The organism is Pseudomonas sp. HB05 (assembly GCF_016756915.1).
In the GTDB taxonomy this organism is placed as follows: domain Bacteria; phylum Pseudomonadota; class Gammaproteobacteria; order Pseudomonadales; family Pseudomonadaceae; genus Aquipseudomonas; species Aquipseudomonas alvandae.
Map to the genome: position 1 here is coordinate 87,214 of NZ_JAESPG010000011.1, position 26,451 is coordinate 113,664.

At 59.7% G+C, this 26,451-nt stretch carries 23 protein-coding genes; 12 read left to right on the forward strand and 11 right to left on the reverse strand.

What is annotated here, in order from left to right; genetic code table 11:
* Positions 1-84: 84 nt before the first annotated feature.
* The 3 genes from JMN22_RS12760 to JMN22_RS12770 are packed head-to-tail and all read left to right on the forward strand — an operon-like array spanning position 85 to position 2,899.
* The gene (locus JMN22_RS12760) at positions 85-765 is read left to right on the forward strand and encodes a C39 family peptidase (protein WP_198796958.1); all 681 of its coding nucleotides are present in this window, start codon (positions 85-87) and stop codon (positions 763-765) included.
* Between the two features lie 56 nt (positions 766-821).
* Positions 822-1,568 (forward strand): hypothetical protein, encoded by a 747-nt coding sequence (locus JMN22_RS12765; RefSeq protein ID WP_198796959.1) that lies wholly within the window; start codon positions 822-824, stop codon positions 1,566-1,568.
* Between the two features lie 47 nt (positions 1,569-1,615).
* The gene (locus JMN22_RS12770) at positions 1,616-2,899 is read left to right on the forward strand and encodes a hypothetical protein (protein ID WP_198796960.1); all 1,284 of its coding nucleotides are present in this window, start codon (positions 1,616-1,618) and stop codon (positions 2,897-2,899) included.
* A 120-nt stretch (positions 2,900-3,019) separates the two neighbouring features.
* Here the strand turns inward: JMN22_RS12770 and JMN22_RS12775 are convergent, their stop codons facing one another.
* Complete coding sequence (locus tag JMN22_RS12775) at positions 3,020-4,345, reverse strand: sigma-54 dependent transcriptional regulator (RefSeq protein ID WP_030142710.1); 1,326 nt, start codon at positions 4,343-4,345, stop codon at positions 3,020-3,022.
* 342 nt (positions 4,346-4,687) lie between these two features.
* Between JMN22_RS12775 and JMN22_RS12780 the strand changes: the two genes are divergently transcribed.
* The 3 genes from JMN22_RS12780 (at position 4,688) to nhaB (ending at position 8,029) form a co-directional block, all read left to right on the forward strand.
* The gene (locus JMN22_RS12780; protein WP_030142711.1) at positions 4,688-4,954 is read left to right on the forward strand and encodes a hypothetical protein; all 267 of its coding nucleotides are present in this window, start codon (positions 4,688-4,690) and stop codon (positions 4,952-4,954) included.
* A gap of 187 nt (positions 4,955-5,141) precedes the next feature.
* Entirely contained in the window at positions 5,142-6,431 is a 1,290-nt protein-coding gene (locus JMN22_RS12785; RefSeq protein WP_198796961.1) for a hypothetical protein, read from the forward strand.
* Between the two features lie 95 nt (positions 6,432-6,526).
* Complete coding sequence (gene nhaB, locus JMN22_RS12790) at positions 6,527-8,029, forward strand: sodium/proton antiporter NhaB (protein ID WP_030142713.1); 1,503 nt, start codon at positions 6,527-6,529, stop codon at positions 8,027-8,029.
* A gap of 173 nt (positions 8,030-8,202) precedes the next feature.
* Here nhaB and JMN22_RS12795 read toward each other — a convergent pair whose 3' ends face one another.
* The 3 genes from JMN22_RS12795 to gnd are packed head-to-tail and all read right to left on the reverse strand — an operon-like array spanning position 8,203 to position 11,542.
* A complete protein-coding gene (locus JMN22_RS12795; protein WP_198796962.1) occupies positions 8,203-9,024 on the reverse strand; it encodes an HAD family hydrolase in 822 nt (273 codons plus the stop codon).
* Positions 9,021-10,541: a glucose-6-phosphate dehydrogenase gene (gene zwf / locus JMN22_RS12800; protein ID WP_030142715.1), complete on the reverse strand. Its 1,521-nt coding sequence runs from the start codon at positions 10,539-10,541 to the stop codon at positions 9,021-9,023. The genes JMN22_RS12795 and zwf overlap by 4 nt, the downstream gene beginning before the upstream one ends.
* A complete protein-coding gene (gnd, locus tag JMN22_RS12805; RefSeq protein WP_337248691.1) occupies positions 10,538-11,542 on the reverse strand; it encodes a phosphogluconate dehydrogenase (NAD(+)-dependent, decarboxylating) in 1,005 nt (334 codons plus the stop codon). Before gnd ends, zwf begins: the two co-directional genes overlap by 4 nt.
* 250 nt (positions 11,543-11,792) lie before the next feature.
* Here gnd and JMN22_RS12810 point away from each other — a divergent pair, with 250 nt between their 5' ends.
* Together JMN22_RS12810 and JMN22_RS12815 are read left to right on the forward strand one after the other, a co-directional pair.
* Positions 11,793-11,966 (forward strand): DUF6026 family protein, encoded by a 174-nt coding sequence (locus tag JMN22_RS12810; protein ID WP_187293371.1) that lies wholly within the window; start codon positions 11,793-11,795, stop codon positions 11,964-11,966.
* 211 nt (positions 11,967-12,177) lie between these two features.
* The gene (locus JMN22_RS12815) at positions 12,178-13,917 is read left to right on the forward strand and encodes a phosphoethanolamine transferase CptA (RefSeq protein ID WP_030142717.1); all 1,740 of its coding nucleotides are present in this window, start codon (positions 12,178-12,180) and stop codon (positions 13,915-13,917) included.
* Positions 13,918-13,940: 23 nt separating this feature from the next.
* Here JMN22_RS12815 and JMN22_RS12820 read toward each other — a convergent pair whose 3' ends face one another.
* From JMN22_RS12820 to JMN22_RS12835, 4 genes are all read right to left on the reverse strand, one after another.
* Complete coding sequence (locus tag JMN22_RS12820) at positions 13,941-14,435, reverse strand: GNAT family N-acetyltransferase (RefSeq protein WP_030142718.1); 495 nt, start codon at positions 14,433-14,435, stop codon at positions 13,941-13,943.
* A 56-nt stretch (positions 14,436-14,491) separates the two neighbouring features.
* Positions 14,492-15,613 carry a cell division protein ZapE gene (gene zapE, locus JMN22_RS12825; RefSeq protein WP_198796964.1) on the reverse strand — a complete coding sequence of 374 codons (1,122 nt, stop codon included), beginning with the start codon at positions 15,611-15,613 and terminating at the stop codon, positions 14,492-14,494.
* Positions 15,614-15,814: 201 nt separating this feature from the next.
* Positions 15,815-16,156 carry a nuclear transport factor 2 family protein gene (locus JMN22_RS12830; protein WP_030142720.1) on the reverse strand — a complete coding sequence of 114 codons (342 nt, stop codon included), beginning with the start codon at positions 16,154-16,156 and terminating at the stop codon, positions 15,815-15,817.
* Positions 16,157-16,207: 51 nt separating this feature from the next.
* A complete protein-coding gene (locus JMN22_RS12835; protein WP_030142721.1) occupies positions 16,208-16,924 on the reverse strand; it encodes a helix-turn-helix transcriptional regulator in 717 nt (238 codons plus the stop codon).
* A gap of 143 nt (positions 16,925-17,067) precedes the next feature.
* Between JMN22_RS12835 and JMN22_RS12840 the strand changes: the two genes are divergently transcribed.
* Entirely contained in the window at positions 17,068-17,538 is a 471-nt protein-coding gene (locus JMN22_RS12840) for an LEA type 2 family protein (protein ID WP_198796965.1), read from the forward strand.
* Here the strand turns inward: JMN22_RS12840 and JMN22_RS12845 are convergent, their stop codons facing one another.
* Positions 17,539-18,462, reverse strand: coding sequence for a carbon-nitrogen hydrolase family protein (locus tag JMN22_RS12845; protein WP_198796966.1), 924 nt, complete (start codon positions 18,460-18,462; stop codon positions 17,539-17,541).
* A gap of 84 nt (positions 18,463-18,546) precedes the next feature.
* Between JMN22_RS12845 and JMN22_RS12850 the strand changes: the two genes are divergently transcribed.
* Complete coding sequence (locus JMN22_RS12850; RefSeq protein ID WP_198797000.1) at positions 18,547-19,455, forward strand: LysR substrate-binding domain-containing protein; 909 nt, start codon at positions 18,547-18,549, stop codon at positions 19,453-19,455.
* Positions 19,456-19,459: 4 nt separating this feature from the next.
* Here the strand turns inward: JMN22_RS12850 and JMN22_RS12855 are convergent, their stop codons facing one another.
* Entirely contained in the window at positions 19,460-19,714 is a 255-nt protein-coding gene (locus JMN22_RS12855) for a hypothetical protein (protein ID WP_030142725.1), read from the reverse strand.
* Between the two features lie 162 nt (positions 19,715-19,876).
* On the opposite strand from JMN22_RS12855, the gene JMN22_RS12860 reads away from it, so the two are divergent.
* A complete protein-coding gene (locus JMN22_RS12860; protein ID WP_030142726.1) occupies positions 19,877-20,194 on the forward strand; it encodes a DUF883 family protein in 318 nt (105 codons plus the stop codon).
* Positions 20,195-20,251: 57 nt separating this feature from the next.
* On the opposite strand, the gene JMN22_RS12865 is transcribed toward JMN22_RS12860, so the two are convergent.
* Entirely contained in the window at positions 20,252-21,283 is a 1,032-nt protein-coding gene (locus JMN22_RS12865; RefSeq protein WP_030142727.1) for an Ldh family oxidoreductase, read from the reverse strand.
* Positions 21,284-21,526: 243 nt separating this feature from the next.
* Here JMN22_RS12865 and JMN22_RS12870 point away from each other — a divergent pair, with 243 nt between their 5' ends.
* A complete protein-coding gene (locus JMN22_RS12870; protein ID WP_198796967.1) occupies positions 21,527-26,329 on the forward strand; it encodes a dermonecrotic toxin domain-containing protein in 4,803 nt (1,600 codons plus the stop codon).
* Positions 26,330-26,451: the final 122 nt, after the last annotated feature.

Here is a 26,451-nt window from a genome sequence, read left to right on the forward strand (position 1 = left end):
CACGGACTCATTTCAATGCTTTAGATGAAGGGTGCTGCTGGAAAAAGGGGCTTTTTTCCCGGATGTCCATCAGGCGTATCGATCATGCGTGCGACTGCCCTTTGCCTGCTCTTTTGCTTTGCCTGCGCGACCGAGGCCGCACAGATGCCCGTCGCCGCCCTGCCTGGCGGCATGCTCATCTACAAACCCGTGCAAAGCGTGCGCGAGCGCAAGTTCAGCGACATCGTCGAACAGAAAACCGATTTCAGTTGCGGCGCCGCCGCGCTGGCCACTGTGTTGCGCCAGGCCTACTGGCTTGACGTCGATGAAGAGCACGTCATCAAGGGCATGCTGGTCAACGCCGACCAGGACCTGGTCCGCACCCAGGGCTTTTCCATGCTGGACATGAAGCGCTACGTGGAAACCATCGGCATGCGCGCCCGTGGCTATCGGATACCGCCGGAAAAACTCGAAGCGGTAACGATCCCGGTCGTGGTCCTGATGGAAATCCGCGGCTACAAGCACTTTGTGGTCTTGCAGCGGGCCGACAGGCAATGGGTCTACGTCGCCGACCCGGTGCTTGGGCACAAGCGCTACGCCCATGATGAGTTCGCCAAAGGCTGGAACGGCATCGTCTTTGCCATCGTCGGCCCTGGTTACGACAAGACCAACGCCTTGCGCAGCCCGCCGCAACCGCTGACGGCACGAAACAAACTGGACGGGTTCAACCCGGTCAAGGACGCGGAATTGATGGATTTCGGCTTCATCCAAAGCGACTTTTTCTAAGCGCCGTACAACTGCCAATAAAATACAAAAGGAGCAGGATGCTCCGGGAGCAACACATGAAACGCTCATACTGGCTCACGCTGGCCTGCCTGGCCGCAACGACGTCGGGTCTCGCCCACGCCGGTTTCAAACCCATCGAAGTCAAGGACCAGGAGCTCGCCGAGCTGCGCGGTCGCTACGTCATGCCCGGAAGGGTCATCAGCTTTGGCATCGTCATGAGCAGCACCTGGCGCAATGCCAGTGGCGACGTGATCGGCGCGTCCAGTTCCATGCAGATCCAGTCCACAACGGTCAAACCGCAGTTCTACGTCTCGACCATCAAGCAAACCGGTAACGGCAGCACCCCGGAACAGGGCAGCGGCACGATTACCGGCGGTGCCGGCCTTGGCTCAGGCCAAGGCGTGACCCAGAGCGTGCGAGCCGCGGGCGATGGCAACAGCGCCTACAACAACGTCAGCATCAATGTGAAGGAAAGCAGCCAGGCACCTGCCCTGGCGCCATCCCAAGGCCAATTGCTGACCAAGGGCCAGACCATCAGCGGCAGCAACGCCGCCGGCAGCGTCGCGGTCACCGCCACCGGCAGCGGCGTGCAAATGGCGATCCAGGCCAGCCACAACCAGGGCAGCACCTTGCAACAGGTGGCCCAGGGTGGCTTGTTGCAGAACACCCGCCTGCTGGGCAACAGCAACCTGGTCAACAACATGACCCAGCTCAACGTGGTGCTGAACAATAATGGCCCCAGCGCCGGGGCCTTGGACTGCAACCTGACGCAGCTGCGTGGCCTTCGAAATCTCGGATATTGATCTACGCTGATCTCCGATCATTGGGCAAACTAGGGACGGCATATTTCATGTATCGATCCGTATCGTTGCGCGCTGTGATGTGTTTAAGCACGTTGTTCCCGGCCACTTTGCTGCAAGCAGCCCCCGATGGCGACATCGAGGCACTGAAACAAGAACTTCTCGAACTCAGGCAACGTTACGAGGTCCAGCAAAAAGCCCTGGCGGTACTCGAACAGCGCGTCCGCCAGGTAGAAGATCAACCCGCCGCCCCACAACCCAAGCGCCTGGCCAAATCGCCGGCCGACCTGAAAGGCAACCAGGGTGTCGCCGGCAATGGCGGGGCAACGGCGGGAGGCAGCGGCTACGGGCAATCCCTGGCCGACGATTCGCAACCGGCGCAAAGCGTTTCCAACCTGTATGACGAGGCCAGCGGCTTTTTCGGCGGCGGCAAATTCAGCTTCGAAACCGGCGTGACCTATTCGCGCTACGACACGCGGCAACTGATCCTCAACGGTTTCCTGGCCCTGGATTCGATTTTCCTCGGCAACATCAACCTGGATCGGATCAAGGCCGACACCTGGACCTTGGACCTCACCGGTCGCTACAACTTTGACAATCGCTGGCAGTTCGACCTCAACGTGCCGGTGGTCTATCGCGAGTCCACCTATCAATCCGGCGGCGCCAACCAAGGCGCGGCCGGGGTCACCAGCGAAGAAACCGTGACTCGCGACCCGACCATCGGCGACGTCAATTTCGGCATCGCCTACAAGTTCATGGACGAATCGGTCAGCAGCCCGGACGCTGTCGTGACCCTGCGCGTCAAGGCGCCCACCGGCAAGGACCCGTTCGGCATCAAGCTGCGCCAATCCCAGGCCAACACCAACTTGTTCGTGCCGGAGGACCTGCCTACTGGCAACGGCGTCTGGTCGATCACGCCGGGGATTTCGCTGGTCAAGACCTACGATCCGGCGGTGCTGTTCGGCAGCCTGTCCTACACCCACAACTTCGAGGAGTCGTTTGACGACATCAGTTCCACGGTCAACCAGAAGGTACCGGGTAAGGTGCGGATCGGCGACAGCTTCCAGATCGGCGCGGGTATCGCCTTTGCCTTGAACGAAAAGATGAGCATGTCGTTCTCGGTGTCCGATCTGGTCCAGAAGAAAAGCAAGCTCAAGCAGGACGGCGGGGACTGGGAATCGGTGGTCTCCAGCGATGCCAATGCCGGCTACTTCAACATCGGCATGACGCTGGCTGCCAGCGACAACCTGACCATCGTGCCCAACCTGTCCATCGGGCTGACGGACGATGCGCCGGATTTCACGTTTAGCCTGAAATTCCCGTATTACTTCTGATGCCCCTCCCTTGTGGGAGCGAGCTTGCTCGCGATGAGGTCCTCTCAGCTAACTTTGATGTTGACTGGCAGGCCGCCATCGCGAGCAAGCTCGCTCCCACAGGTTTTGCGCCGCGTTGAATCAGCGAATCTGATGCTTGTGCAACAACCGATAGAAGGTCGGCCGCGACACGCCCAGCACCCGGGCGGCGACACTCAGGTTGTCGCTGTGGCGGTTGAGTACATCGCTCAGGGCCTGGCGCTCGGCGCGGGTCTTGTAGTCTTCCAGGGTGCCCATCGGTGCGGCGACGCCCTGGTGGCTCGCCAGGCCAAGATCCCGGGCTTCGATCTGCCGCCCCTCCGCCAGCACCAAGCCGCGACGAACGCGGTTGGCCAGTTCGCGGACGTTACCGGGCCAGTCATGCATCCCCATCGCCACCAAGGCGTCTTCACTGAAGCTGCGCGGCCGCCGGCCGGTTTCATGGCTATAGAAATGCGCGAAATGACTGGCCAGCATCGACAAATCCCCGTGACGCTCTCGCAACGGAGCCATCACCACCTGCAAGACGTTCAAGCGGTAATAAAGGTCTTCGCGAAAACGCTTGTGTTCGATCGCCGCTTCCAGGTCCACATGGGTTGCCGCGAGCACTCGCACATCAACCGCAATCGGCTGGCTGCCACCCACGCGCTCGATGTGTTTTTCCTGGAGGAACCGCAGCAGGTTGGCCTGCAGCTCCAGCGGCAGGTCGCCGATTTCGTCGAGGAACAACGTGCCGCCGTGGGCCGCTTCGATCCGTCCGATCTTGCGTTGGTGGGCGCCGGTAAAGGCCCCCTTCTCATGGCCGAACAGCTCGGACTGGATCAAATGCTCGGGTATCGCGCCGCAATTGATCGCGATAAACGGCTTGTTGCGCCGTTGCGATTGGCAATGCAGGGTGCGCGCCACCAATTCCTTGCCGGTACCGCTCTCGCCACGGATCAGCACCGGTGACTCGGCGGGCGCCAGTTTGCTCAACAGTTTGCGCAGCTCGCGGATCGGTTTGCTGTCACCCAGCAATTCATGTTCCGGCTGGTCGATGTGAACCGAGCCCTGCCCCCTCAGCCGCGCCATGCCAAAGGCTCGGCCCAACGTCACTTGGACCCGGGAAACATCGAAGGGCAACGTGTGGAAGTCAAAAAACCATTCACAGACGAAATCGCCGACGTTTTTCAGGCGCAGCACTTCCTGGTTCAGCACGGCGATCCATTCCGCGCCGCTGCGGCTGATCAATTCCTTGACCGCTTCGGGGCGCTCCAGATGAAAAGGCTGCAACCGCAAGAGGCCAACGTCGCAGCTTCGGTCGCTGGCGTGCTCCAGGGAACAACTGTCGACATTCCAGCCGATGGCACGCAGCCCCGGCATCAGGCGATGACAATCATCGCAAGGATCGACCACGAGCAAACGACGCAACGCACTGGCTTCGATCATGACTGATCCTTGGCGCCAAAAATAAGGAAATATGATTAGAAACAGGCGTTTGGCGAACCTGCATGTAACAGTAGCAAGAAGTTGACACTTGCTTGTATCGATTAGTTATCAAGAAGATCGTGAAGCGGTTATAAGGCAGCGTTTCGTTAGTTCTTGGAACCTGGAATCTTTCACCACCCTTTCAAACAAAAGGCCAAAAGCCGGGTCTGAAAGAAAATCGAAATTTATTCATCAATTGTGTGACCTGCTCCCGGGTTCGGGACATCAGTACAAGTAACCCGCCGCACGGTCCGCCCAACCGACGGCACATCATTTGATTGGGCACCCTTGAGAGATAACGCCATGAACGCCCCGCTCCGTATCAACGAAGCTCTTTTGATTGCCGACCGCGCATTCCGTCCTTTCCAATGCGTGGCCTGGGCCCCACAAGACGGTAACGGCGAACTTAGCCTGACCGTCATCGACCGCACCAATACGCATATTGGCCGGACTCAGATTCCCAGCAGCGCTTATACCGATCCTGCTCAACTGGCCGACCTGTTGAAACAGGCCCGTGCCGAATTGAGCCAGGAAGGCTACAAACTGCAATCCTGGTCCATGCCTGAATAATGCCCTGACAAGCCGGTTGTTTATTTGCCGGCTTGGCATTGGATTGCAAAGCCATTGTTTAGGCACGAATAGTCTTCGTGCCTGTAGAACCTGACAGTTGTGCACTGTCTGTTTCAAGGATTGAATATTGCTCTCAGGCAACGCCGCCTCATTATCCAGGCCGGTCGATGCGCAAGGAGAGCCACGCATGCCCGTTCAATCCGCATTTGCACTCCCGATACGCCGGGCTCAGGCCGGGCACCTCGACACAGGCTTTGCCGACGGCGGTAAAGCCTGGGTTCGTTTTCCAGGGAATACCTCGACGCTCACCACCGGATTGGCCGTTGACCATGCCGGCCGCATTCTATTGGCGGCGCGGGTCATGACCGCCCAGGGCAGTCGCTTCGGTCTTGCCCGGCTTACCCCGAACGGCATGATCGACAGGGACTTTGGCATCAACGGCTACGTGGTCGACGCGTTTGCACCGGGTTGCGAAGCCACCGCAGGCAAGGTCACCGAGCTGCCCGACGGCAATATCCTGCTATCCGGCCTGCATTACGAAAGCGCCGACAATACCCTCCCTGCCCTGGCGCTGTTCGATCCCCACGGTCACGCCGTCCATGGTTTTGGCGATGCCGGGCGACAAGTCGTGCGACTTTGCGGCAACCTGTCCCAGGGCATGCGCGATCCTTGGCTACCGCCTGGCGTACCTGGGGTCGAAGCCTGTGACATGCGCGTGCAAGCCGATGGCAGGATATTCATCCTGGCCAACCATCACTTCCAGACGTCCGATCACGTTGGCGTGTTGATTCGATTATTGCCGGACGGCTCACTGGATGACTCGTTCAACCATCGTGGTTTCGTGATGGTTCGGCGACTGCTGAAAAACAGCTGGCTGAGCTGCCTGGCCCTGCAGGCCGACGGCCACATCGTCGTAGGCGGAGCCATCGATTGGCCCCAGCGCGGCCTGATGGCTCGCTACGACGCCAGCGGCCAACTCGACGAGCGCTTCGGCGACGGCGGTTTCCTGTCCTTCACGGCCCAGGGGCGCAGCGTGATGGTCAGCCAGGTCGTGCAAAACGCCGTCGGCGATCTGCATGCTTTTGGCGGCAGTCGCGACCCCATGCATTGTCTGTCAGCGTGCATTCCCAAGGACGGCCAGCCGACGCCGGACAACCACGGCGGCCAATGCCGCCTCCTGGCAATCGGCAACCATGCCAGCCAGTGGACGGCCGCGCAGATGCAGGCAGATGGAAAAATCGTGACGGCCGGCGCAACCATCGGCGGCATCGAGGCCGATTTCATTCTGGCTCGACACCTGCCGGACGGTAATCTTGATCCGGCGTTCGGCCAGGGCCAGGGTTGGCTGCGCACTCGACTGGGCTACAGCCTCGATACCGCGACGGCCGTGGCCGTGCAGGCCGACGGAAAAATACTGGTGGGTGGACATTCGTTACAAGGCACCTCCAGGGCCGTGTTGACGCGGTACAGCGCCTGATTTCCGATCCTTTCGGCTAGCGGTAACAAGTCCTACGCTTGATATTCCTCATGGCTTACGGCAAGTTGCGCGCTTCTAATTAAAAGGAGCAGCCAATGTCCGGTCAAATGGCTCAAGCTTTTGCGCACAACTTCCTGGGGCATTCTCCACGCTGGTACAAAGCGTGCGTCATCGTTTTCCTGATTCTCAATGCGCTGGCGTTCTTTACGCTGGGCCCGGTCGTCGCCGGTTGGATGCTGGTCCTGGAGTTCATTTTCACGCTGGCCATGGCCTTGAAATGCTACCCGCTGATGCCTGGCGGACTGTTGGTCCTGCAAGCCGTGGCGCTGGGCATGACCACGCCAAAAGCGCTATACGACGAACTGGTCCACAACTTCCCGGTCATCCTGTTGTTGATGTTCATGGTGGCCGGTATCTACTTCATGAAGGACCTGCTGCTGTTCCTGTTCTCGCGCCTGCTGTTGGGTGTGCGGTCCAAGGCGGTATTGGCCTTGATGTTCTGCTTCCTCTCGGCGTTCCTGTCGGCATTCCTCGATGCGCTGACCGTGACGGCGGTGATTATCAGCGCCGCGGTGGGTTTCTATGCGGTGTACCACCGCGTGGCCTCGGGCAATGACCCGCGCCAGGACAGCAGCGTCGATGAAGACCATGACCTGCCATCATTGCACCATCAGGACCTGGAACAGTTCCGGGCCTTCCTGCGCAGCCTGCTGATGCATGGCGCCGTGGGCACCGCGTTGGGCGGCGTATGCACCTTGGTGGGCGAGCCGCAGAACCTGCTGATCGGCCATGAAATGGGCTGGCACTTCGTCGACTTCTTCATCAAGGTCGCGCCAGTGTCGCTACCCGTGCTCGTCGCCGGGCTGGTGACCTGCGTGGCGCTGGAGAAACTGCGCTGGTTCGGCTACGGCACGCTGCTGCCAGATAATGTCCGGGCGGTATTAGCCGATTATGCCGAGGAAGACAACCGTGAGCGCACCGCACGCCAGCGTGCTGCCCTCATCGTCCAGGGTATCGCCGCGCTGATCTTGATCGTGGCCCTGGCCCTGCACCTGGCCGAAGTCGGGCTGATCGGCCTGACAGTGATCGTGCTGATCACCGCATTCACCGGTATCACCGACGAGCACCGGCTCGGTAGCGCGTTCAAGGACGCCATGCCCTTTACAGCGTTGCTGGTGGTGTTCTTCGCGGTGGTCGCGGTCATTCACGACCAACACCTGTTCTCGCCATTGATCCAATGGGTATTGGCCCTGCCGGCCGACCAGCAACCTGGCATGCTGTTCATCGCCAACGGCCTGTTGTCGGCCATCAGCGATAACGTCTTCGTCGCGACGATCTATATCACCGAAGTGAAGCAAGCCTTTGTCGCCGGCAACATGACCCAGGAACACTTCGAGACCCTGGCGGTCGCCATCAACACCGGCACCAACCTGCCCAGCGTCGCCACGCCCAACGGCCAGGCGGCTTTCCTGTTCCTGCTGACGTCGGCCATTGCCCCGCTGGTTCGCCTGTCCTATGGCCGCATGGTCTGGATGGCGATGCCTTATACCGTGGTGATGGGTGGCCTGGGCTGGTATGCGGTGACTTACTGGCTTTAACGCCATTCCTGAAGAGGCGTGACTCTCGGTGGCGAGGGGATTTATCCCCGCTGGGCCGCGTAGCGGCCCCCAAACCAGCCAACTCGGTATGTCAAAAAGATTGAGTTCACTGTTAGGGGCTGCTACGCAGCCCAGCGGGGATAAATCCCCTCGCCACAACAATATATGGCGGCCTACCGCGGCAAGATGTACCGCTCGATCGCCAATGCCGCACCGTCCTCGGTGTTGGCTGCGGTAACGACATCCGCCTGGCGCTTGATCGCCTCTTCCGCCTGTCCCATTGCAATCGACAGTCCCGCGCGATGGAACATCGCCGGATCGTTGCCACCGTCCCCCATGGCGGCGGTCTGCTCCAGCGGCACGCCCAGGAACTCCGCCAGGGTCGACAGTGCCTCGCCCTTGTTCGCCTTCATCGCCGTTACATCCAGGTAGATCGGTTGCGAACGCGACACCTGGGCCTGGCCCTTGAGCAGCGGATGCAGGCGCGCCTCAAGTTCCACCAGCAGATCCGTGTTGGCGCTGGTCGCAACGATCTTGTCGATGCGCTCAAGGTAAGGCTCGAAACTCTCCACTTCCACCGGCGGATACCCCAGGCCGCGGGTTTCAACCGGCACCATCGGACCGTTGGCGTCGCGCACCAGCCAGTCGCCGTCGGCAAACACCCACACTTCGATGCCGGGCTGATCGGCGTACAGCGCCAACGTGGTCAGTGCCGCCTCGGGCGGTAAGTAGTGAACAGCCAGGAAGGTCCCGTCCGGGTGCACCAGCGTGCCGCCGTTGAACGCCGCCGTGGGCAGGTCGACACCCAGGGCTTCGATCTGCTGCAACATGGCTCGTGGGGGACGCCCGGTGGCAAGGCTGAACAGCACGCCAGCCTCGCGCAACGAACGAACGGCTTGGATGGTGCGCTGGTTGAGACTGTGATCGGGCAGCAGCAACGTACCGTCCATGTCACTGAGCAAAAAGCGGATGGGGCGTTTCACCTGGTCACTCATCCGAGGCCATGCCAGACGCGACCATCGCGAGTCAGCAATTCGTCGGCGGCCGCCGGGCCATCCTCACCGGCCTGGTACGGCTGGACCGTTGCGTCTTCCCGCCAGGCATCGAGGAACGGCTGCACCGCGCGCCAGCCGTTTTCGATGTTGTCGGCACGCTGGAACAATGTCTGGTCGCCCGTCAGGCAATCGTAGATCAGGGTTTCGTAACCCGTTGACGGCTGCATTTCGAAGAAATCCTTATAGGCAAAGCCCAATTCAATGTTGGCCATGTCGAGGGCCGGCCCGGGCCGCTTGGCCAGCAGGTCGAACCACATGCCTTCGTTGGGCTGGATCTGGATTCTCAGGTACGTAGGTTGCAATTCGTCGACTTCGGTGTCGCGAAACTGCGCGTAAGGCGCCGGCTTGAAGCAGATGACGATTTCCGTGTCGCGCACGCTCATGCGCTTGCCGGTGCGCAGGTAAAACGGCACGCCGACCCAACGCCAGTTATCGATCATGACCTTGAGGGCGACGTAGGTTTCGGTGCTGCTGTCGGCCGCGACGTTAGTTTCCTCGCGGTAGCCTTTGACCGCATTGCCGCCGACTTCCCCCGCCGTGTACTGGCCACGAACCGAATTGGCGCGGGCCTGCTCCACCGACCAGGGGCGGATCGCCCCGACCACCTTGGCCTTCTCGCCACGCACCGCGTCAGCGCCAAACGCCGCCGGTGGTTCCATCGCCACCATCGCCAGAAGCTGGAACAAGTGGTTGGGCACCATGTCCCGCAGGGCCCCGGTGTGCTCATAAAAGCTGCCGCGGGTTTCCACGCCAACGGTTTCGGCGGCGGTAATCTGCACGTGGTCGATGTAGTGATTGTTCCAGAACGCCTCGAACAGGCTGTTGGAGAAACGGCTGACCAGAATGTTCTGCACCGTCTCCTTGCCCAGGTAATGGTCGATCCGATAGATCTGTTTCTCGCTCATCACCTTGAGCAGGCAGGCGTTGAGCGCCTCGGCGGTTTGCAGGTCGGAGCCGAACGGCTTCTCGATCACCACGCGGCGGAAGGCGTCATCCTGCTCCTGAAGCAGCCCGGCCGCGCCAAGGCGGCGAACCACTTCACTGAAAAAGCGTGGCGCGGTCGCCAGGTAGAAGACCGCGTTGCCGGTGCCGCTGGCGGCGATTTTTGCCGCCAGCGTTTCATAGGTACTGTCGTCGAGAAAATCACCCTGAACGTAACCGATGCCCTGGGCCAATTTGGCCCACAGCGCGGGATCGAGCGCCCGATCAGGATCGCCGCCCTTGACCTGCGCCTCGTTACGGATGAAATCCTCGAGTTTTTTCGCAAAATCCACATCGCTGATAGCGTTGTGGTCGACACCGATGATCTGCAGGCCATCTCCCAGCAGTCCGTCGCGACTGAGGTGGTAAAGGGCCGGCATGAGCAAGCGCTTGACCAGGTCTCCATGGGCACCGAACAGGAACAACGTGGTCGGCGGCGCGGGTTCTGCCTTGGATTTCCTGCCGATCGACGTCATTTTTTCGGCGCCTCCACGTGGCCGCCGAAGCCGAAGCGCATGGCCGACAACATCTTGTCGCCATACGTGGCCTGCTGACGAGAGCGGAACCGCGCGAACAGCGAACTGGACAGCACTGGCACCGGCACCGCTTGTTCGATGGCCGCTTCGATGGTCCAGCGCCCTTCCCCGCTGTCAGCGACTTCGCCGGAGAAACCATCCAGTTTCGGATCGCTGGCCAGCGCATCCGCGGTCAGGTCCAGCAGCCAGGACGAAACCACGCTGCCGCGTCGCCAGACTTCAGCGATATCGGCGACGTTCAGGTCGAAACGCTGCTCGGGCGGCAGGCTTTCGCTGGACTTGGTCTTGAGGATATCGAAGCCTTCGGCGAAGGCCTGCATCATTCCGTACTCGATGCCGTTATGGATCATCTTCACAAAATGCCCGGCGCCGGCCGGACCCGCGTGAATGTAGCCGCGCTCGGCGCGATCGTCGTCGGACTTGCGGTCGCGGGTGCGTGGGATATCGCCCATGCCCGGCGCCAGGCTGGCAAACAACGGATCCAGGCGCCGGACAACATCGGCATCCCCGCCGATCATCATGCAGTAGCCGCGCTCAAGCCCCCAGACGCCCCCGGACGTACCGACGTCGATGTAGCTCAGGCCTTTTTCCGACAGGGCCTGGGCCCGACGGATGTCGTCCTTGTAATACGTGTTCCCGCCGTCAATGATCACGTCGCCCGGCTCGAGCAGCGCGCTCAACGCGTTGATGGTGTCTTCCGTAGGCGCGCCGGCTGGCAACATGACCCAGACGGCCCGTGGCGTCTCCAGGCCGGCGACCAACGCTGGCAGGTCCGCGACACCCGTTGCGCCTTCCTGGCTCAGGTTTTCGACGAAAGCGGCATTGCGGTCATACACGACGGTGGTGTGCCCATTGAGCATCAGGCGCCGCGCAATATTGCCGCCCATGCGGCCCAGTCCAATGATCCCGAGTTGCATGTGCTGATGCTCCCTACTACAAATAAAGGTGTGTCAAAGGTTTAGCTCAAACGACTTGTGGAGGTTAGTCCAGAGCATTGCGGCATAGTTTCCGGGTAAATCGCCCGATCACAAAGGATAACGTTCAAAAACCGGCCGAAGACACGGCGACCATGAAAAATAAAAAAGTTCCATTCACGAGCAAAAGTATTCAGAATCGGCGCCGATAAAGAGGTGTCGACCAAAAAACTGGCGACATCTCTCTAGTTGATGTACGCCATTTGCGAGGTGAGCAATGGGCCCAGTCGTTACCGCACGTCCTCCCCAAACCCTTTACGTGACCATTCGTCGCGACGAATTACGCCTGCTGAAAGAAGAGCGTGATCTGCTGCTTGATGAAGTGACGCAGTTGCGCTTGCAGTTGCAACACGCACAGCTTCCCTACCAGGGCCAGGCTTTGGCTCGCTGAACCCACCTGTCACGGAGGCAAGGCAGTTGAAGTGACACCGGGCAAGCCGGTGTCACTTCAAAAAGCTCCTCGCCACAAGCAATTCGTAACCAAAAAACTCACAAAGTTTTCACATCCTCCCCTTAATACTCCCGCGCACTTAATTGTTTCGTCGAATGCATGAGCACCAATCCGGTGCCAGAAGCTTCGTCGATGAGGGCTGGAGCGCTTGATGAGTGTGTTCAAACGCAGCAAAACGACTGCGAAAGGTTTCGACTGGGCCGGGCTCGGCTGGCTGTTTCTATTCTTCTGGTATTTTTCCGGCATCACCCAATTACTCATCCTGCTGAGCGACACCTCCGGCTTCACCGGCTTTCGCCAGGCCTTCGTGATGAGTGCCCTGTGGCTGGCGCCGATGCTGCTCTTCCCTACCCGCACTCGCCTGCTCGCCGCACTGATCGGCGTAGTGCTGTGGGCGTGCTCCATGGCCAGCCTGGGCTATTTCTTCATTTATCAGCAGGAATTTTCCCAAAGCGTCATCTTCATCATGTTCGAATCGAACGTGGCCGAAGCGGGCGAATACATGACCCAGTATTTTGCCTGGTGGATGGTGCCGGCATTCCTCGCCCACACATTGGTGGGCTATTTCCTCTGGACCCGTTTGCGCCCGGTTTATCTGCCGCGAGGCCAGGCCATGGTCGCCGCCGCCGTGATCATGGTCGCCGTGGTGGGTTATCCATTGATCAAGCAGACCCTGCGCACCGGCACTCTCGCCCGCGGCCTGGAGAAATTCGAGGATCGCATCGAGCCGGCAGTGCCGTGGCAGATGCTCGTGGCGTACCGTCGCTACACTGAACAGCTGGAGAACATGCAAGGCATGCTTCACAGCGCCAGCACCATCGCGCCCCTGAGCAACCTCAAGGACACCATGGCCAACCAGCCCGCAACGCTGGTGCTGGTCATCGGTGAATCCACCAACCGCCAGCGCATGAGCCTCTACGGCTACCCGAGGGAAACCACGCCGGAACTGGACAAGCTCAAGGACCAGCTCGCGGTGTTCGACAATGTCATCACCCCGCGCCCGTACACCATCGAAGCGCTGCAGCAGGTGTTGACCTTCGCCGACGAAGAAAACCCGGACCTCTACCTGAGCACGCCGTCGCTGGTGAGCATGATGAAACAGGCCGGCTACAAGACCTTCTGGATCACCAACCAGCAGACCATGACCAAGCGCAACACCATGCTGACGACCTTCTCCCAGCAGGCCGACGAGCAGGTGTACTTGAACAACAACCGCAACCAGAATGCCGCCCAGTACGATGGCGACGTGATCGAACCGTTCAACAAGGCATTGGCCGATACCGCGCCGCGCAAGCTGATCGTGGTGCACCTGCTCGGCACGCACATGAGCTATCAGTACCGTTATCCGCCGACCTTCGACAAGTTCACCGATCGCCAAGGCGTACCGGCAGGCGTGCGTGACGACCAGGTCCCGACCTACAACAGCTACGATAACGCGGTGCTGTACAACGACTTCGTGGTGTCCAGCCTCATCAAGGACTATGCCAAGACCGACCCCAACGGTTTCCTGCTGTACCTGTCGGATCACGGCGAAGACGTATTTGATTCGCCGGGGCATAAGACCCTGGGGCGCAACGAGGGCAAGCCAACGGCGCCGATGTATACCATTCCATTCATGGCCTGGGCCTCGCCGAAATGGCGCGAAGCCCATGACTGGAACCTCGCCGGCGACTTGGGACGCCCCTACAGCAGCTCGCACCTGATCCATACCTGGGCGGACATGGCCGGCTTGAGCTTCGACGAACTGGACCGCAGCAAAAGCCTGGTCAGCGATGCGTTCAAGGCCAGGCCACTGTTGATCGGCAATCCGTACCAGAACCAGCACAAGGCCTTGATCGACTTCAGCCTCATGAAACCCACGGGGCCAGCGGGACAGGTCGTACAGAAATAATCGGAGCTGGTTGAAGCCCGCTGTTACAGGGGTTTGATCCAGAACTGCATGAGGCCGTGGGCCGGCTCGAACATGCCGGGGGCAAATCCGAACTTGGCGTAACTGGCCTGGGCCACGGCATTGCCTTCCAGCACCTCCAGGGTGATCTTGCAGCATCCGCGCTGGCGAGCGATGTCTTCGACTTTGCGCAGCATCTTCTGACTCAGGCCCAGCCCGCGAAACGCCGGCATCACGGCAACGTCATGGACATTCACCAAAGGCCGGCAGGCAAAGGTGGAAAAACCCTCGAAGCAGTTGATCAACCCCGCCGGTTCGCCATTGACGAACGCCAGTACGCTAAAGGCATGGGCGCGCTTGGCCAGTTCTTCAGGCAAGTGCGCAAGCACCTCGGCCGGCAGCGAATGACCTCCCCCCATCGGGTCCTCGGCATAGCCGTTGAGCACATGACAGATCGCTTCCGCGTGGACCGGATTGGTGTAGCTGGCTTGGAGTACAAGGATGTCCTTGGCTTCTTCCATGATTGTTCCATCTCGTTTCGATAAGGCCGGCGGCGTGGTCGCCGGCAGGGTTCAGGTCAGGCGAACTGACCGAAACGTTGCAATTGCATTTCCTGGAGGCGACTGAGGGTACGGCGAAACGGGAATTGCAGATAGCCCTCGGTGTACAACTGGTCCATCGGCACCTCGGCCGACAGGTACAACGGCACCTTGCGGTCATAACATTCGTCGACCAGGGCGATGAACCGCCGCACGCCGTCGTCGTGAACCGACAGCTGCGGCAGTTCGCGATCACCGGCCACGACCCGCTCGATCCCGTCTTCGGTGCCTCGGGCAATGCGCCCTTCGCGCTGCTCGGCGCTCAGGTTGGGTACGTCGCTGAGCAGGATCGCCTTGAAACGGTCGCACAGCGCCATGAAATCCACCGCCGAAAACGGTTGCTCGCACAGGTCCGGGTAACGACTCCAAAGCACCGTGTCGCTGGCCTGCACCGGCACGACCAGGCGATGGCCCACCTCGACCGGCGCGCAGCTCGACGCCTGCCCCGCGCTCAACCGGGCAAACACATCCGCCAATGGATCGACCAGGCCGGGATCGCGCAGCCAATAGCGCTGTTGCAAGACACCCGGATGCTGGCGATGGTCCTGCCAGCCATTCACGGGAACGACCTGCATGTACTGCTTGATCGCGGCAATGGTCGGCAGGAACCGCTCACGATTGTGGCCATTGGCGTAGAGCTCGTCGGGCGGCAGGTTGGACGTGCTGACCACGACCATGCCCAACTCGAACATCACCTGGAAGAGACGACCCAGGATGATGGCGTCGCCGATGTCGGTGACGAACAGTTCGTCGAAACACAGCACTCGCACCTCGCGACTCAACTCGCGGGCCAAGGCCTGCAACGGGTCAGGCGTGCCGGTGAGCTGGAATGAGCGCTGGTGGACCCAGGCCATGAAATGGTGAAAGTGTTGGCGACGGGCTGGAACCTCGAGGCTTTCGTAGAAGCGATCCATGAGCCAGGTCTTGCCGCGCCCTACCGGGCCCCAGAGATACACACCCTTGATCGACTTGCGGCCTTCGTGCAATGCCTTGTGACACTGCTCCAAGGCCATGATGGCCAGCTCCTGGGCTTCATCCTGGACGAAACCGTGATGTTCGATGGCATGTTGCCAAGCGCTCAAGGGGGATTTGGAAATCATGCGACCCAGGTCCGGAAGGCGAAGGTGCGGAGTATGCCATGCAGCGCAACCCGGTGAGCGTTTCACTGCCTATGGTTCACCCCAAACCTTGTGGCGAGGGAGCTTGCTCCCGCTCGGTTGCGCAGCGACCGCAAGATTTTTTGGGACTGCTGCGCAGCCCAGCGGGAGCAAGCTCCCTCGCCACAGCTTCGCTCCTACTTCTCATACAGAAATATCCAACCGGCTGATCTTGCCTTGCTCATCGAGCCGGAACGTGTAGCGTAACTCCAGCGGACTGCCGGGGAAGGTTCCCGAGATCAGGTTGTGGACCAGCACCCTCCCGGTGCGCTGCTGAACGTCGAGGACTTCGACCCGCGGCTGGTAACGTCGCGCGGTGTCCTCCATCCATTGGGCGATGGCCTGGGTACCGACCCGGTGATGGCCCTCATCGAAAACGTTGGCATTCTCGGCAAAGAAACGCGTCGCCGCCGAGCTGTCGCGGGCGTTGGCCGCGGCGATATAACCGGCAATGGCCGGAGCAAGGGAAGAGACGGGGTTGGACATGTCAGGGCTCCTTGTTGTATCGATCCGCAGCCATGCTAAAACAGTGTCATGTCAGTTTTTGTCAGGAGTGAAACGCCCCGCTTCATCCAGGTTCATCAGTGCAAACCAGGCTCGCAACAAGTCACTGCGCCGGCCCGGATAACGCTCACCCTGGGCCGTCGCGGCAGCAATCCGGTCGGTGCGAAAGGTCCGATAGGCACCGCGCAACTCACACCAGGCCACCACCACCCGGGCCTCGTTGAAAAATCCCAGGGCCAGGGGCCAGATCAAGCGTTGGCTCGGGTTCTTGTTCACGTCGGCGTAATCGATATGCAGCTTGGCCTGAGTGCGAATGGCTTGGCGGTAGACGTTCAGGTCGACGATGTTCTGGGGGTAGCCATAACCCGGGGGGCCCGGCAGTACCGTCGGGTTATGCAAGGCGTCCCGCAAACCGGGCGCCAGCACGGCATCGACCTTCGCCAAGGCGTCGGCGGCGGCCTTGCCCAGCACCTCATCGCCGCGCTGGTCGACGTAGCGCAAGCCCAGCACGATGGCTTCGATTTCATCGGCGGTGAACATCAAGGGTGGCAGGAACAGCCCGCTGCGCAACACATAGCCGATGCCCGCCTCGCCCTGGATCGGCGCGCCCATCGCCGTGAGTTCGGCGATATCGCGATACAGCGTGCGCTCGGACACCTTCAACTCGGTCGCCAATGTCGCGGCGGTGACCGGGCATCGCTTGCCCCGCAGGACTTGCAGCAACGTGAGCAGCCGAGTGGTTCGCGACACGATAGAAAAAGATCCGAAGGAAATTCGCAGCAGATTAGCAGAGGCTGGTGTCAGAAACTGTCAGGAGGACGGTACTCCCGCCACGGATGATGCTTCCACCCAGTGTTATTGTTGTGCCCCACAGTCCCGATGAGAAAATCTCCATGCGCAAAATCCTCGGTTTGTCTCTCATCCTTGCGGTACTCGGCCTGAACGCCTGCGCCCTGTTCCAGCATCGGGACCCACTGAATATCAACGTGGTCGGCATCGAACCATTGCCCAGCCAGGGCCTGGAGCTGCGTTTTGCGGTGAAGCTGCGCCTGCAGAACCCCAACGAGACCACCATCGACTACAACGGCGTAGCGCTGGACCTGGAGGTCAACGGTCATACCCTGGCGACCGGGGTCAGTGACCAGACCGGCTCGATCCCGCGTTTTTCCGAAGGCATCCTGAGCGTACCGGTGAGCATTTCGGCTTTCTCGATGTTGCGCCAGACACTGGGCCTGAGCCAGACCCAAAGCCTCGACAACCTGCCTTATGTACTCAAGGGCAAACTCGCTGGCGGACTGTTCGGCACGATGCGCTTCGTCGACCGCGGAACCCTCGACTTGCCCGGATCCACGGCCGCCTGGTGATCACCCGGTAAAACGCACGCCCGGCTTGGCGCGCTCATCCACCACCAGTTCGAACACATCCGGCCGGGCATAGTGACCCACCACGTCGTAGTCATAGCGCGCCCGCACCAGCTCGTCGGTATCGATTTCAGCGGTCAACAACCCGGCAGAGCCCTTCAACGGTCCGGCCAACACATCCCCCATCGGCCCGACAATCACGCTGCCGCCCGCGATCAAGGGCCGCTCCGCAGGCCAGTTCGCCACGTCGATGCCCAGCGCCTGCGGTGACGCCTGGACCTGGCAGGCACTGACCACGAAACACCGTCCTTCGTGGGCGATATGACGCATGCTCACCTGCCACATCTCCCGTTCATCCACCGTCGGCGCACACCAGACGTCCACGCCTTTGGCGTACATGGCCGTGCGCAGCAGCGGCATCATGTTCTCCCAGCACACCGCCGCACCTACGCGCCCGACCTGGCTGTCGATCACCGGCAACGTCGAGCCGTCGCCCTTGCCCCAGATCAGTCGCTCAGTGCCGGTGGGCATCAACTTGCGGTGCTTGGCCACCAGGCCTGCGTCCGGTTCGAAATACAGCGCGGTGCAGTACAAGGTATTGCCAGCACGCTCAATGACACCCAGTACCAGGCTGGCCCCGGTGCGCGCGGACAAGCCGGCCAACGCCTCCGTCTCGACGCCCGGCACGTCGATGGCGTTGGCGAAGTAGCGCGCAAACGCCTCGCGCCCTTCCGGCAACCGATAACCCAACTGGGTTCCGAAACCCTCGCCCTTGGGATAGCCGCCCAACAGCGCCTCGGGCATCACCACCAAACGAGCGCCAGCTTCACGAATGGCCTCTTCGTAGGAAAGAATCTGTGCCAATGTTTCGGCTTTGCCCCCCGGCAACGAGCCGATCTGCAAGGCAGCGACGATGGATTTAGGCATGGTCTTGAACTCCGTGATTTCAGGTGTTGCCGATTCTCCAGTGTCGACGGATCATGAATAAAGCCCAGCATGCTGCTAAAAGATATGAACCAAATGAATATCGCCGACGTAGACCTGAACCTGCTGAAAACCTTCGAAGCGTTGCACGACGAATCCAGCGCCAGCCGCGCGGCCCTGCGCCTGGGCGTGACTCAGTCGGCTATCAGCGCCGCGCTGCGCAGGCTTCGAGGGCTGTACGACGATCAACTGTTCGTGCGCACGGGCCGCGGCCTGGCCCCGACGCTGCGGGCCAATCAGTTGAAGCCGGTGATCAGCGATGCGCTGGACAAATGCCGGCAAAGCCTGGCGATGGTCGATCCGGGCGCCAGCCACTATGAGGGCCGCTCGGTCATTGTCGGGTTATCCGATGATTTCGAGATCGCCCATGGGCGGCGCCTGATCGAGGAAGTGGCGCGGCGAGCGCCGGGCCTGCGCTTGATTTTTCGCCAGACCCACAGCCAGATCGTCGGGCGCGCCTTGATGGAGCGCAGCCTCGACCTGGCAATCACGGCGGGGGGGTTTACCGAACGGCTGCTCAGTCGCCAGGTCTTGGGAGAAGGCGACTACGCCTGCCTGGTGGATCCGGCCAGCCTCGAGGAAGGTGAGCAGGGCCTGAGCCTGGACGCCTTCGTAGCGCGTGAGCACCTGTTGGTGTCGTCTGGAGGTTTCATCGGCATCACCGACGAGGGGCTGGCCGGGCTCGGCCTGCGTCGGCGTGTCTGTGCCTCGACCACGCACTTCGCGGCGCTGCCGTTCCTGCTCAAGGGCAGCCAGGCCGTGGCGACGATCCCGGGCCATGCCGCCAAGGCCATTGCGGCCCTCAGCGGCCTGGCATTGCTGCCCTGCCCGCTCGCCTTGCCCCGCTACCCCATCGAACTGGGATGGCGAACCCACACGCCGATGGACCCGGCCGCCAGCAAAGTGCGCGAAGCGATCGTCGCCACCTTCGCTTGAATGTTTATTTATTGGCGGCCATCAGCCGGTTGACCTCGCTGCGCACCATGTTGGCGTACTCCGGAGGCGACATGCCGTCCAATTCCGCACGCACCCATTCGGCCCATTTGCCCTTGCGCTTGGAACGCTCGCCAAACAACCGGGCAGCGTCGCCCTTGGCCTTGCCCAGGTTGTTTTGCCACAACTCGAAGAGCCGGGATTTTTCGTCCTCCAGCGCCGCACGCTCGGCCAGGGACTTGTCAGCCAGATTGAAACTCATGGGGGATTACCTGTTGCGTAAATAGGCGCCATCTTACACCTTGAGCGGAAACGTCTTAACCACGATTTTAACTGCGCCAGCATGACGCACGCCCAATGCTGCAACTTTCAAGCAAGCGCAACACTCCACTGTTCACTGCCATCATCCTCAAGGAGTACCTCAATGGCTCGTAGAAGCGTCGCGCAACCGAACGGAGAGCAAATCAAGGATCAAGCCTTCAGCGAACTGAAAGCGTTGATCGAGGAGTCGGAGAAGTTACTCAAGAGCAGTGCCGCCCTGGTGGGTGAAGATGCCGAGGACCTGCGCGGCCAGATCGCCCAGAAGCTGCAACAGGCCCTGGACGCAGTCGCCAGCGCTCGGGAGCGCACGCGACCGATGGTGGATGCGACGGAAGTCTACATAGGCGGCCATCCGTGGCAGACCGTCGCGATTTCCGCAGGCTTCGGGCTGGTGGTGGGGTTGTTGCTCGGGCGTCGCTGAGCGCCGGTCCATGGCGAGGGAGCGTACTCTCTCGCCACAAAAACAATCGTTTGCGGTTTACAGTCCGGCCAATTCGCGCAACTGCGCCAGCGTCTGCTCGTCCAGCGTGATCCCCTGCTCATTGGATTTGCTGCGCTCACGGTGCCGACGATCACCTGGCAAGCGGCGCAATCCCACACCGTGCATCTGCCTGACCAGTTCCTGGCTACGCTCGGCGAAACCTTGCCCGGCGGCCTTGCTTGGGTCGATCACGATCAGCAGTTGCCCAGTCCATGGCGTCTTGGCGCCCGGGTGATTGTGCCAATCGAACTCGAAAGAGAAATTCCCGCCGGTCAACGCCGCTGCCAGCAACTCGACCATCATCGACAGCGCCGAGCCCTTGTGCCCGCCAAACGGCAGGAGCGCGCCACCCTCCAGGATTGCCTTCGGGTCACAGGTCGGCTGGCCAAGGCTGTCGACACCCATGCCGGGTGGCAAACGCTCGCCTTTGCGCGCGGCGATCTGTACATCACCGTGGGCGATGGCGCTGGTGGCCAGGTCGAAGACGATCGGCTCGCCTCCGGCGCGTGGCGCGGCGAAGGCGATGGGGTTGGTGCCGAACAGCGGGCGGTCCGCGCCATGGGGCACCACGCAGGTCATGCTGTTGACCACGCTCAGCGCCACCAGTCCCTCATAGGCAAACGGCTCGACATCCGGCCAAAGCGCCGCGAAGTGATGGGAGTTGCGTATCGCCAGCACCGCAATTCCGGCGCTGCGGGCTTTTTCCACCAGCAGTGGCCGGGCAGCTTCCAGGGCGGGCTGGGCAAAACCGTTGCAGGCGTCCACCCGGACGAACCCGGAGGCGACGTCTTCGACCACCGGCACCGCCTGGCCATCGACCCAACCGCTGTTCAGCGTCGAGACATAGCCGGGTATGCGGAACACGCCATGGCTGTGGGCACCGTCACGCTCGGCGGCGGCACAGTTCAGGGCCAGGGTGCGGGCGACATCGGCCGAGGTGCCATGGCGTTTGAAAACCAGCTCCAGCAGACCCGCCAAAGCGTCGAAGGATAAAGTGCAAGAACCGGCATGATCGGGTAGCGCGGACATCTGAAGCTCCTGATGGATTTATTGGAGGTAGCAACAGCGCAAGAGAAAGACCAGGTGATTAAACACCGCTGCACGAGCGCGCTGTCAACCGTTGTAGAAGTCCTTCGAAACCCCACGAGGCTGACAGGCCTCCCAACCCTACGTGCGGTAACTATGTACCGCCTCTGCTCATTCATCGCTCCCTAGTCTGGCCGCTTCATAGACCTGGGCGCCGCCCTGCGACGCCACGACCGAGAAGCGACGATGAGTACAGAAACCACGCCACTCCTGTTCCCCGAGGTACTGGCCGCCAGATACCTGCAAGACTTGAAGGCAGGCCATGGATTGACGCAGGCAGAGCTCGACTGGCTGCAAAATGCATCCCTGTCCAGCCACACGCTGCGCCAAGCCCAAACGCCGCAGATGATCGCCGAAACGATTCTATTGGCAGGCGACTCAAAACCGCCCATTCCGCTGGCCGGCTGCTTCGCCCTGCGCAGGCCTGCACAAGACGACGGTTCGCAAGGCGACCCCGCTTTTCTGTATACGCCTTGGGATGGAATCAAAAGGTTCGACGCCCCCAAATCACTCGAGGACAACATTGCCCAAGCACTGAGAAAGCCCTTGGAGCGCGACAAGCTGTTCAGTCTCCTGTCGATGGTCCAACGCAGCGAATTGAATGGCGCGATCGCTATCCAGCAGAGCCGAAGAACCATTGATGGCGATATCTTCAAAACCCAAATCGAATCCATCGAAGATGCCCAGGACCTTAATGCCTCGTCCATGGTGAAAGAGCTGATCGCACTGCCCTCGCTTGTCTCGATGGTGGACCAGGCGCTCAAGGAAGTCCTGCCGAACCTTGACCCCAGGCAGATTCGTATTGCGCTTACGAAGACCGATCAACCGCAAGCGGTGAAACCGGTCAAGGTCACCGAGAGCATTGCGCTGAGCGATGCTGTACTGGTCTATTTTCACAACCGAGGATGGCCTGCCGGGCACGATATTGATCTGACTCATCCCGGCTCCCCTGCCTCCAGCTACACCGCGCAAGCGTGGGAAGAAAAAATCCGGGAAACGGCTACGAAACTCATTCCGAAACTGACCGACTGCATCACTGAGTTCTGGGATGCCCTCGGTCCGCTCTACATCTCTCGCCGTAAATTTCTTTCCCAGGTCATTCATGACCGCCTGTTGGCTACTATTTTCGTCGAACGGGAAAAAGAGGGCCTGACCGACGCGCAAAGCGGGGAATTGCTTCGGCTGCTGAGGCCGTCTCGCCGGGATGAACCTCTGCTGTCCATCGAAACAGTACGTCTTTGGGAATATGAACCGAACTACGTGGAACTGGCCGGCAGCTTGAAGATCAGCGGCAAGGAAAACTATCTGGTTACGCCTCACCAAGGCCTACTGAAAGTGAACAGTTATCTCGACTTTAAAGAGACGCTGTTTGATACCGACGAGCAAAAAAATGCGATCTATGAACTCCTGAGCCTGGATGAGCGCAACCGGTTCCTGCAATTTGACCAGCCGCAGATTTCAGGCAAGCCCATAAACTTGCCGGTCGCCGAGTCCCTGGCCAACACAATCATTGATAAGCAGCGTGTGAACCTGCGATATGCGCTGGAAATGTCCCGCCAGGCCGAAGTGGATATCCATGCGCTCGTTGATAAAGCGCTCGACATACGCGCCTTTATCCATAAAGACCTGCTGAAGCAGACAGTCACCGGACATTGGGGCACCCAACCTACGTTCTACGGAAAACTGCGGCCTTCAACGTACATGGCCGACCAAATGCAACGAAAGGCGACGACGTATGAGGAGATCGAAAGCGGCGTCGACGAGCTTCTCACTCGGATGCCCATCACCAAGGTGACTGATCTGAGTGTTGAGCTCGACAAACTGCGTACGAAACTCACCAGTGCCTTTTCATTTGGCATCCGTGCAGAAGCCGAACTTAGAGCGTCCAATGCAACCCTGCCATCGATTGTAAATGAACTGATCGAAACGGTTTTTGAGTTCGACAATGATTATCCGCAGCGCGAGGACCGCAAAGGAGTCCGGGGATTTCGACCCGACGTCTATTCGTTGAGACTGTCCTGCAAATCAAACGATGTGACTGTTTTCCAGTCGCTCGCCAATTGCTTCCTATTGACCGAACGAGGAGGACTGGACACACCTCATTCGGGCATGGCGATTCTCTGGACACCCGCTGACGGACTGCAGGCTTTCAGCTCGGTCGAGGTCGCTACACAACAATTGAATCGGCAACTGCTCGACTGCCAGAGGCGTTTTGGCTTGCTTGTCAATTTGAAGCCAGCCGAACGCAAGCCCCATCGACATTACCAGCTTGAAGACTTTGAACTGGTCACCGGTAATGTACTTCTGAATCGAATGAACTCCTTCATTAGCCACTTGGTGGCTGAATATGGTTATCTCAGCACATTGAAGATCGGGAACAGCGAACTGACACCGTCGGAGTTAAACGACGGTCTTAAAGCGCTCTTGAAGAATGGGGCACCCACCAATCTGAAACGCGCCCTGTCCATTGCCAGGGCATACGAGCGGCAGCAGAAGCTTCCCGCCTGGCTGGGCACGGCCCCCCTTGAAGAGCAACGCCTGCATATCGAAATACTCGAGCAATACAAGAACAGCACCGCCGAAGGCAAGGACTACCTGGAGGGGGTCGAGTCTCTGCGCAGTTATGTGCAGAAAAGACTGAAGACGTTAATGGACGCGCGCTTCCCGGGAAAAAAACTGAACCCGGAGACCATTCAAATCACGCCAAGGCTTGCGATTGTCGGGCCAGCCTGCTCCTTGACGGATTTTGCGCTGCAACACAAAGAGGTGACCGAAAAAGACTTCACGGTTTCGTCAACATCGACCGAGAAACTGCCGGACGGTTTTAACGAGGCAGCCGTCAGGGCTCTTCTGTCATCGCTGGATATTTCTACCACCTATAAAACAAGCGTTAGCCGGGTACTCACTGGCGACGCGGGGAACGTCCAGCCCAACAGTCGACGCTTTGCCCAGCAGTTACCTTGGCAACTGCTTCAATATGCCCATGCGAGGTATCTACAACAATACCTGTCCCCGGCAGCCTTCGACCTTGTCCGCCAAGTACTTGACATGCCGGACGCGATCGCGCGCCGGGCGGTAAAAGGCACCCAAGCGCTTATTCGGCCCCTGGAATTGATCACGACCCAGGGCGCCACGGCGGTGAAGGCATTGGGGCTTTATTTGATCAGTTCAAGCACCGCGCCAACCGGCTCCCATATCCTTTACTCCCCCTACTACGAAGGTCATCAGCTCACCGAGTTCAAGGATGAGGCGAGTGTCGTCGCGGCCTTCAATCAGCCCGGTTTGCTGCAGAACCTGCTGATTCGCCGCCTGCCCGAGGCGCAGCAAGCCACCTTCAAGAATCTTTTTGCCGCTACCCTGGGGCAAACATCGGAAATCACCCTGGCTTCGAATCCGATCAACACTAATACGCTTGACGAAATCTACAGCGATAACGCGAAGCTGATCTCGAACTTGTTCACCTCACAAAACCAGGACAATGGCTCGTTCGACTGGTCGACGGTCGTGCACCTGCTCAGTTCTGGCGCAAAGCTGATAAGAAAAGACTTGCCTGCCAAACTCAACTTCCTGGAAACGCTTCGGGAGAGTTACGAGGACTTCAAGGCCTCATCCGAAGCCTTGCAAGAACATGACTATAAAGCGGGCCTGTACGACTTTATTGCCGGCGCGGCAGAGATGGTGTCATTGGGCTTCTTGAATCGCGACGATACGTTTGGCCTTCTGGACCCCATCGAGCCGAGCACCAGTAACCCGACACAGTCGGCCTGGAAAGATATCGCAAGCACCTCGGCGAATCGCACCGATCTGCAAGTGTTCGAAGCCACCAACATAAGCCTCGCGAACCTGCAGAAAAACGCTGTGGATGGCACCTTCAGGTCACTGGCAACCAGCAGACTTTATGTCCCCCTGGCCGGCAAAGTCTATCAGGTCGCCAAATACGACCAAACCTGGCGCATCGTTCGCGGTGAGTCCCAGGGACCAGTGCTCAAGCGCTCTTCTGACGGCGAGACCTGGGTAATCGATACCGAGCGCCAGACCATCCACTTTGGCAAGGCTGCGTCGAAACTGTCCGTCGTCTACAGCGACTTGAGAGCCAAGGGAGAACTGAATATCGAAGCCAGGGGAATGGCTGAAATACAGAGGAAGTACCCAAGCCGCGCCAAAATGATTGTTCAGGCGTTGGAAACAGCAAGGTTCTATACATCCAATGCCCTCCATAACCTCGGGCATCTGAAGCGACTGGTTCTTCCAGGCTCGCGGATGGATACCTATCTGACCACCATGTTCGGGGTAAACAGCGTCGACGCCAAGCTTCTCGGCAAAATAGAAAAAGCAATTTCACCGATATGCCGGGCATTGGCCAACCCCACTTGGGGAAAACAGAATGGGGAGCGCTTTGTAGTCGGCCATTTAAAATATCTGGAGGATAGGGCCACAGCCTTTGTGTTCGACGGCTCGGGCGCCAAAAGGATTTATCTCACCCAATTCTTTTTCCACATGAAACTGGGTTGGTATAGATCCGCCGTACCACAGCCCTTCGATGTTGACGCCCATGCTCAAGGAGCGGTCATTATTCACGAGATGTCCCATCTGCTTACGCACACGATCGATATCATCTACCTGGACACCATGAATCCCTTTCTGGATTTGATCTCGACGGTAAGCCACCTCGGACAGAAGAAATACGACGAGCAAAAAGAGTTGCAGGAGGAAGGTCTTTCGCTGGCTACGCCAAAATCCAAGTTGTTCACCGACTGGGATGAGACAACCAACACCTACAAAAGCATTGATCAGTTGCCTGGACACAAGAAGGTTGCCAGGGAACTCCTGAAAACGACCGGTACCCGGAACATGGACGCGGCACGGGATGCCTTCCTCGATCCGACTTCTGCAGACAAACGTATCGACGTCATCCTGCGCAACGCCGATTCCATTACGCTGCTGATCTGCGAGTTGGGACGCCAACTCGATCCGAGCCCTCCCCATTGATCTTTTTTTCACGACGCTTATGAGACAGTCCGATGCAGGAGCGAATGCGCATACCTTTCAAACACGAGAAAAACCGGGCAGTTACTGCGCAAACGCCATCATCGCTGTTCTCGACAATGGCT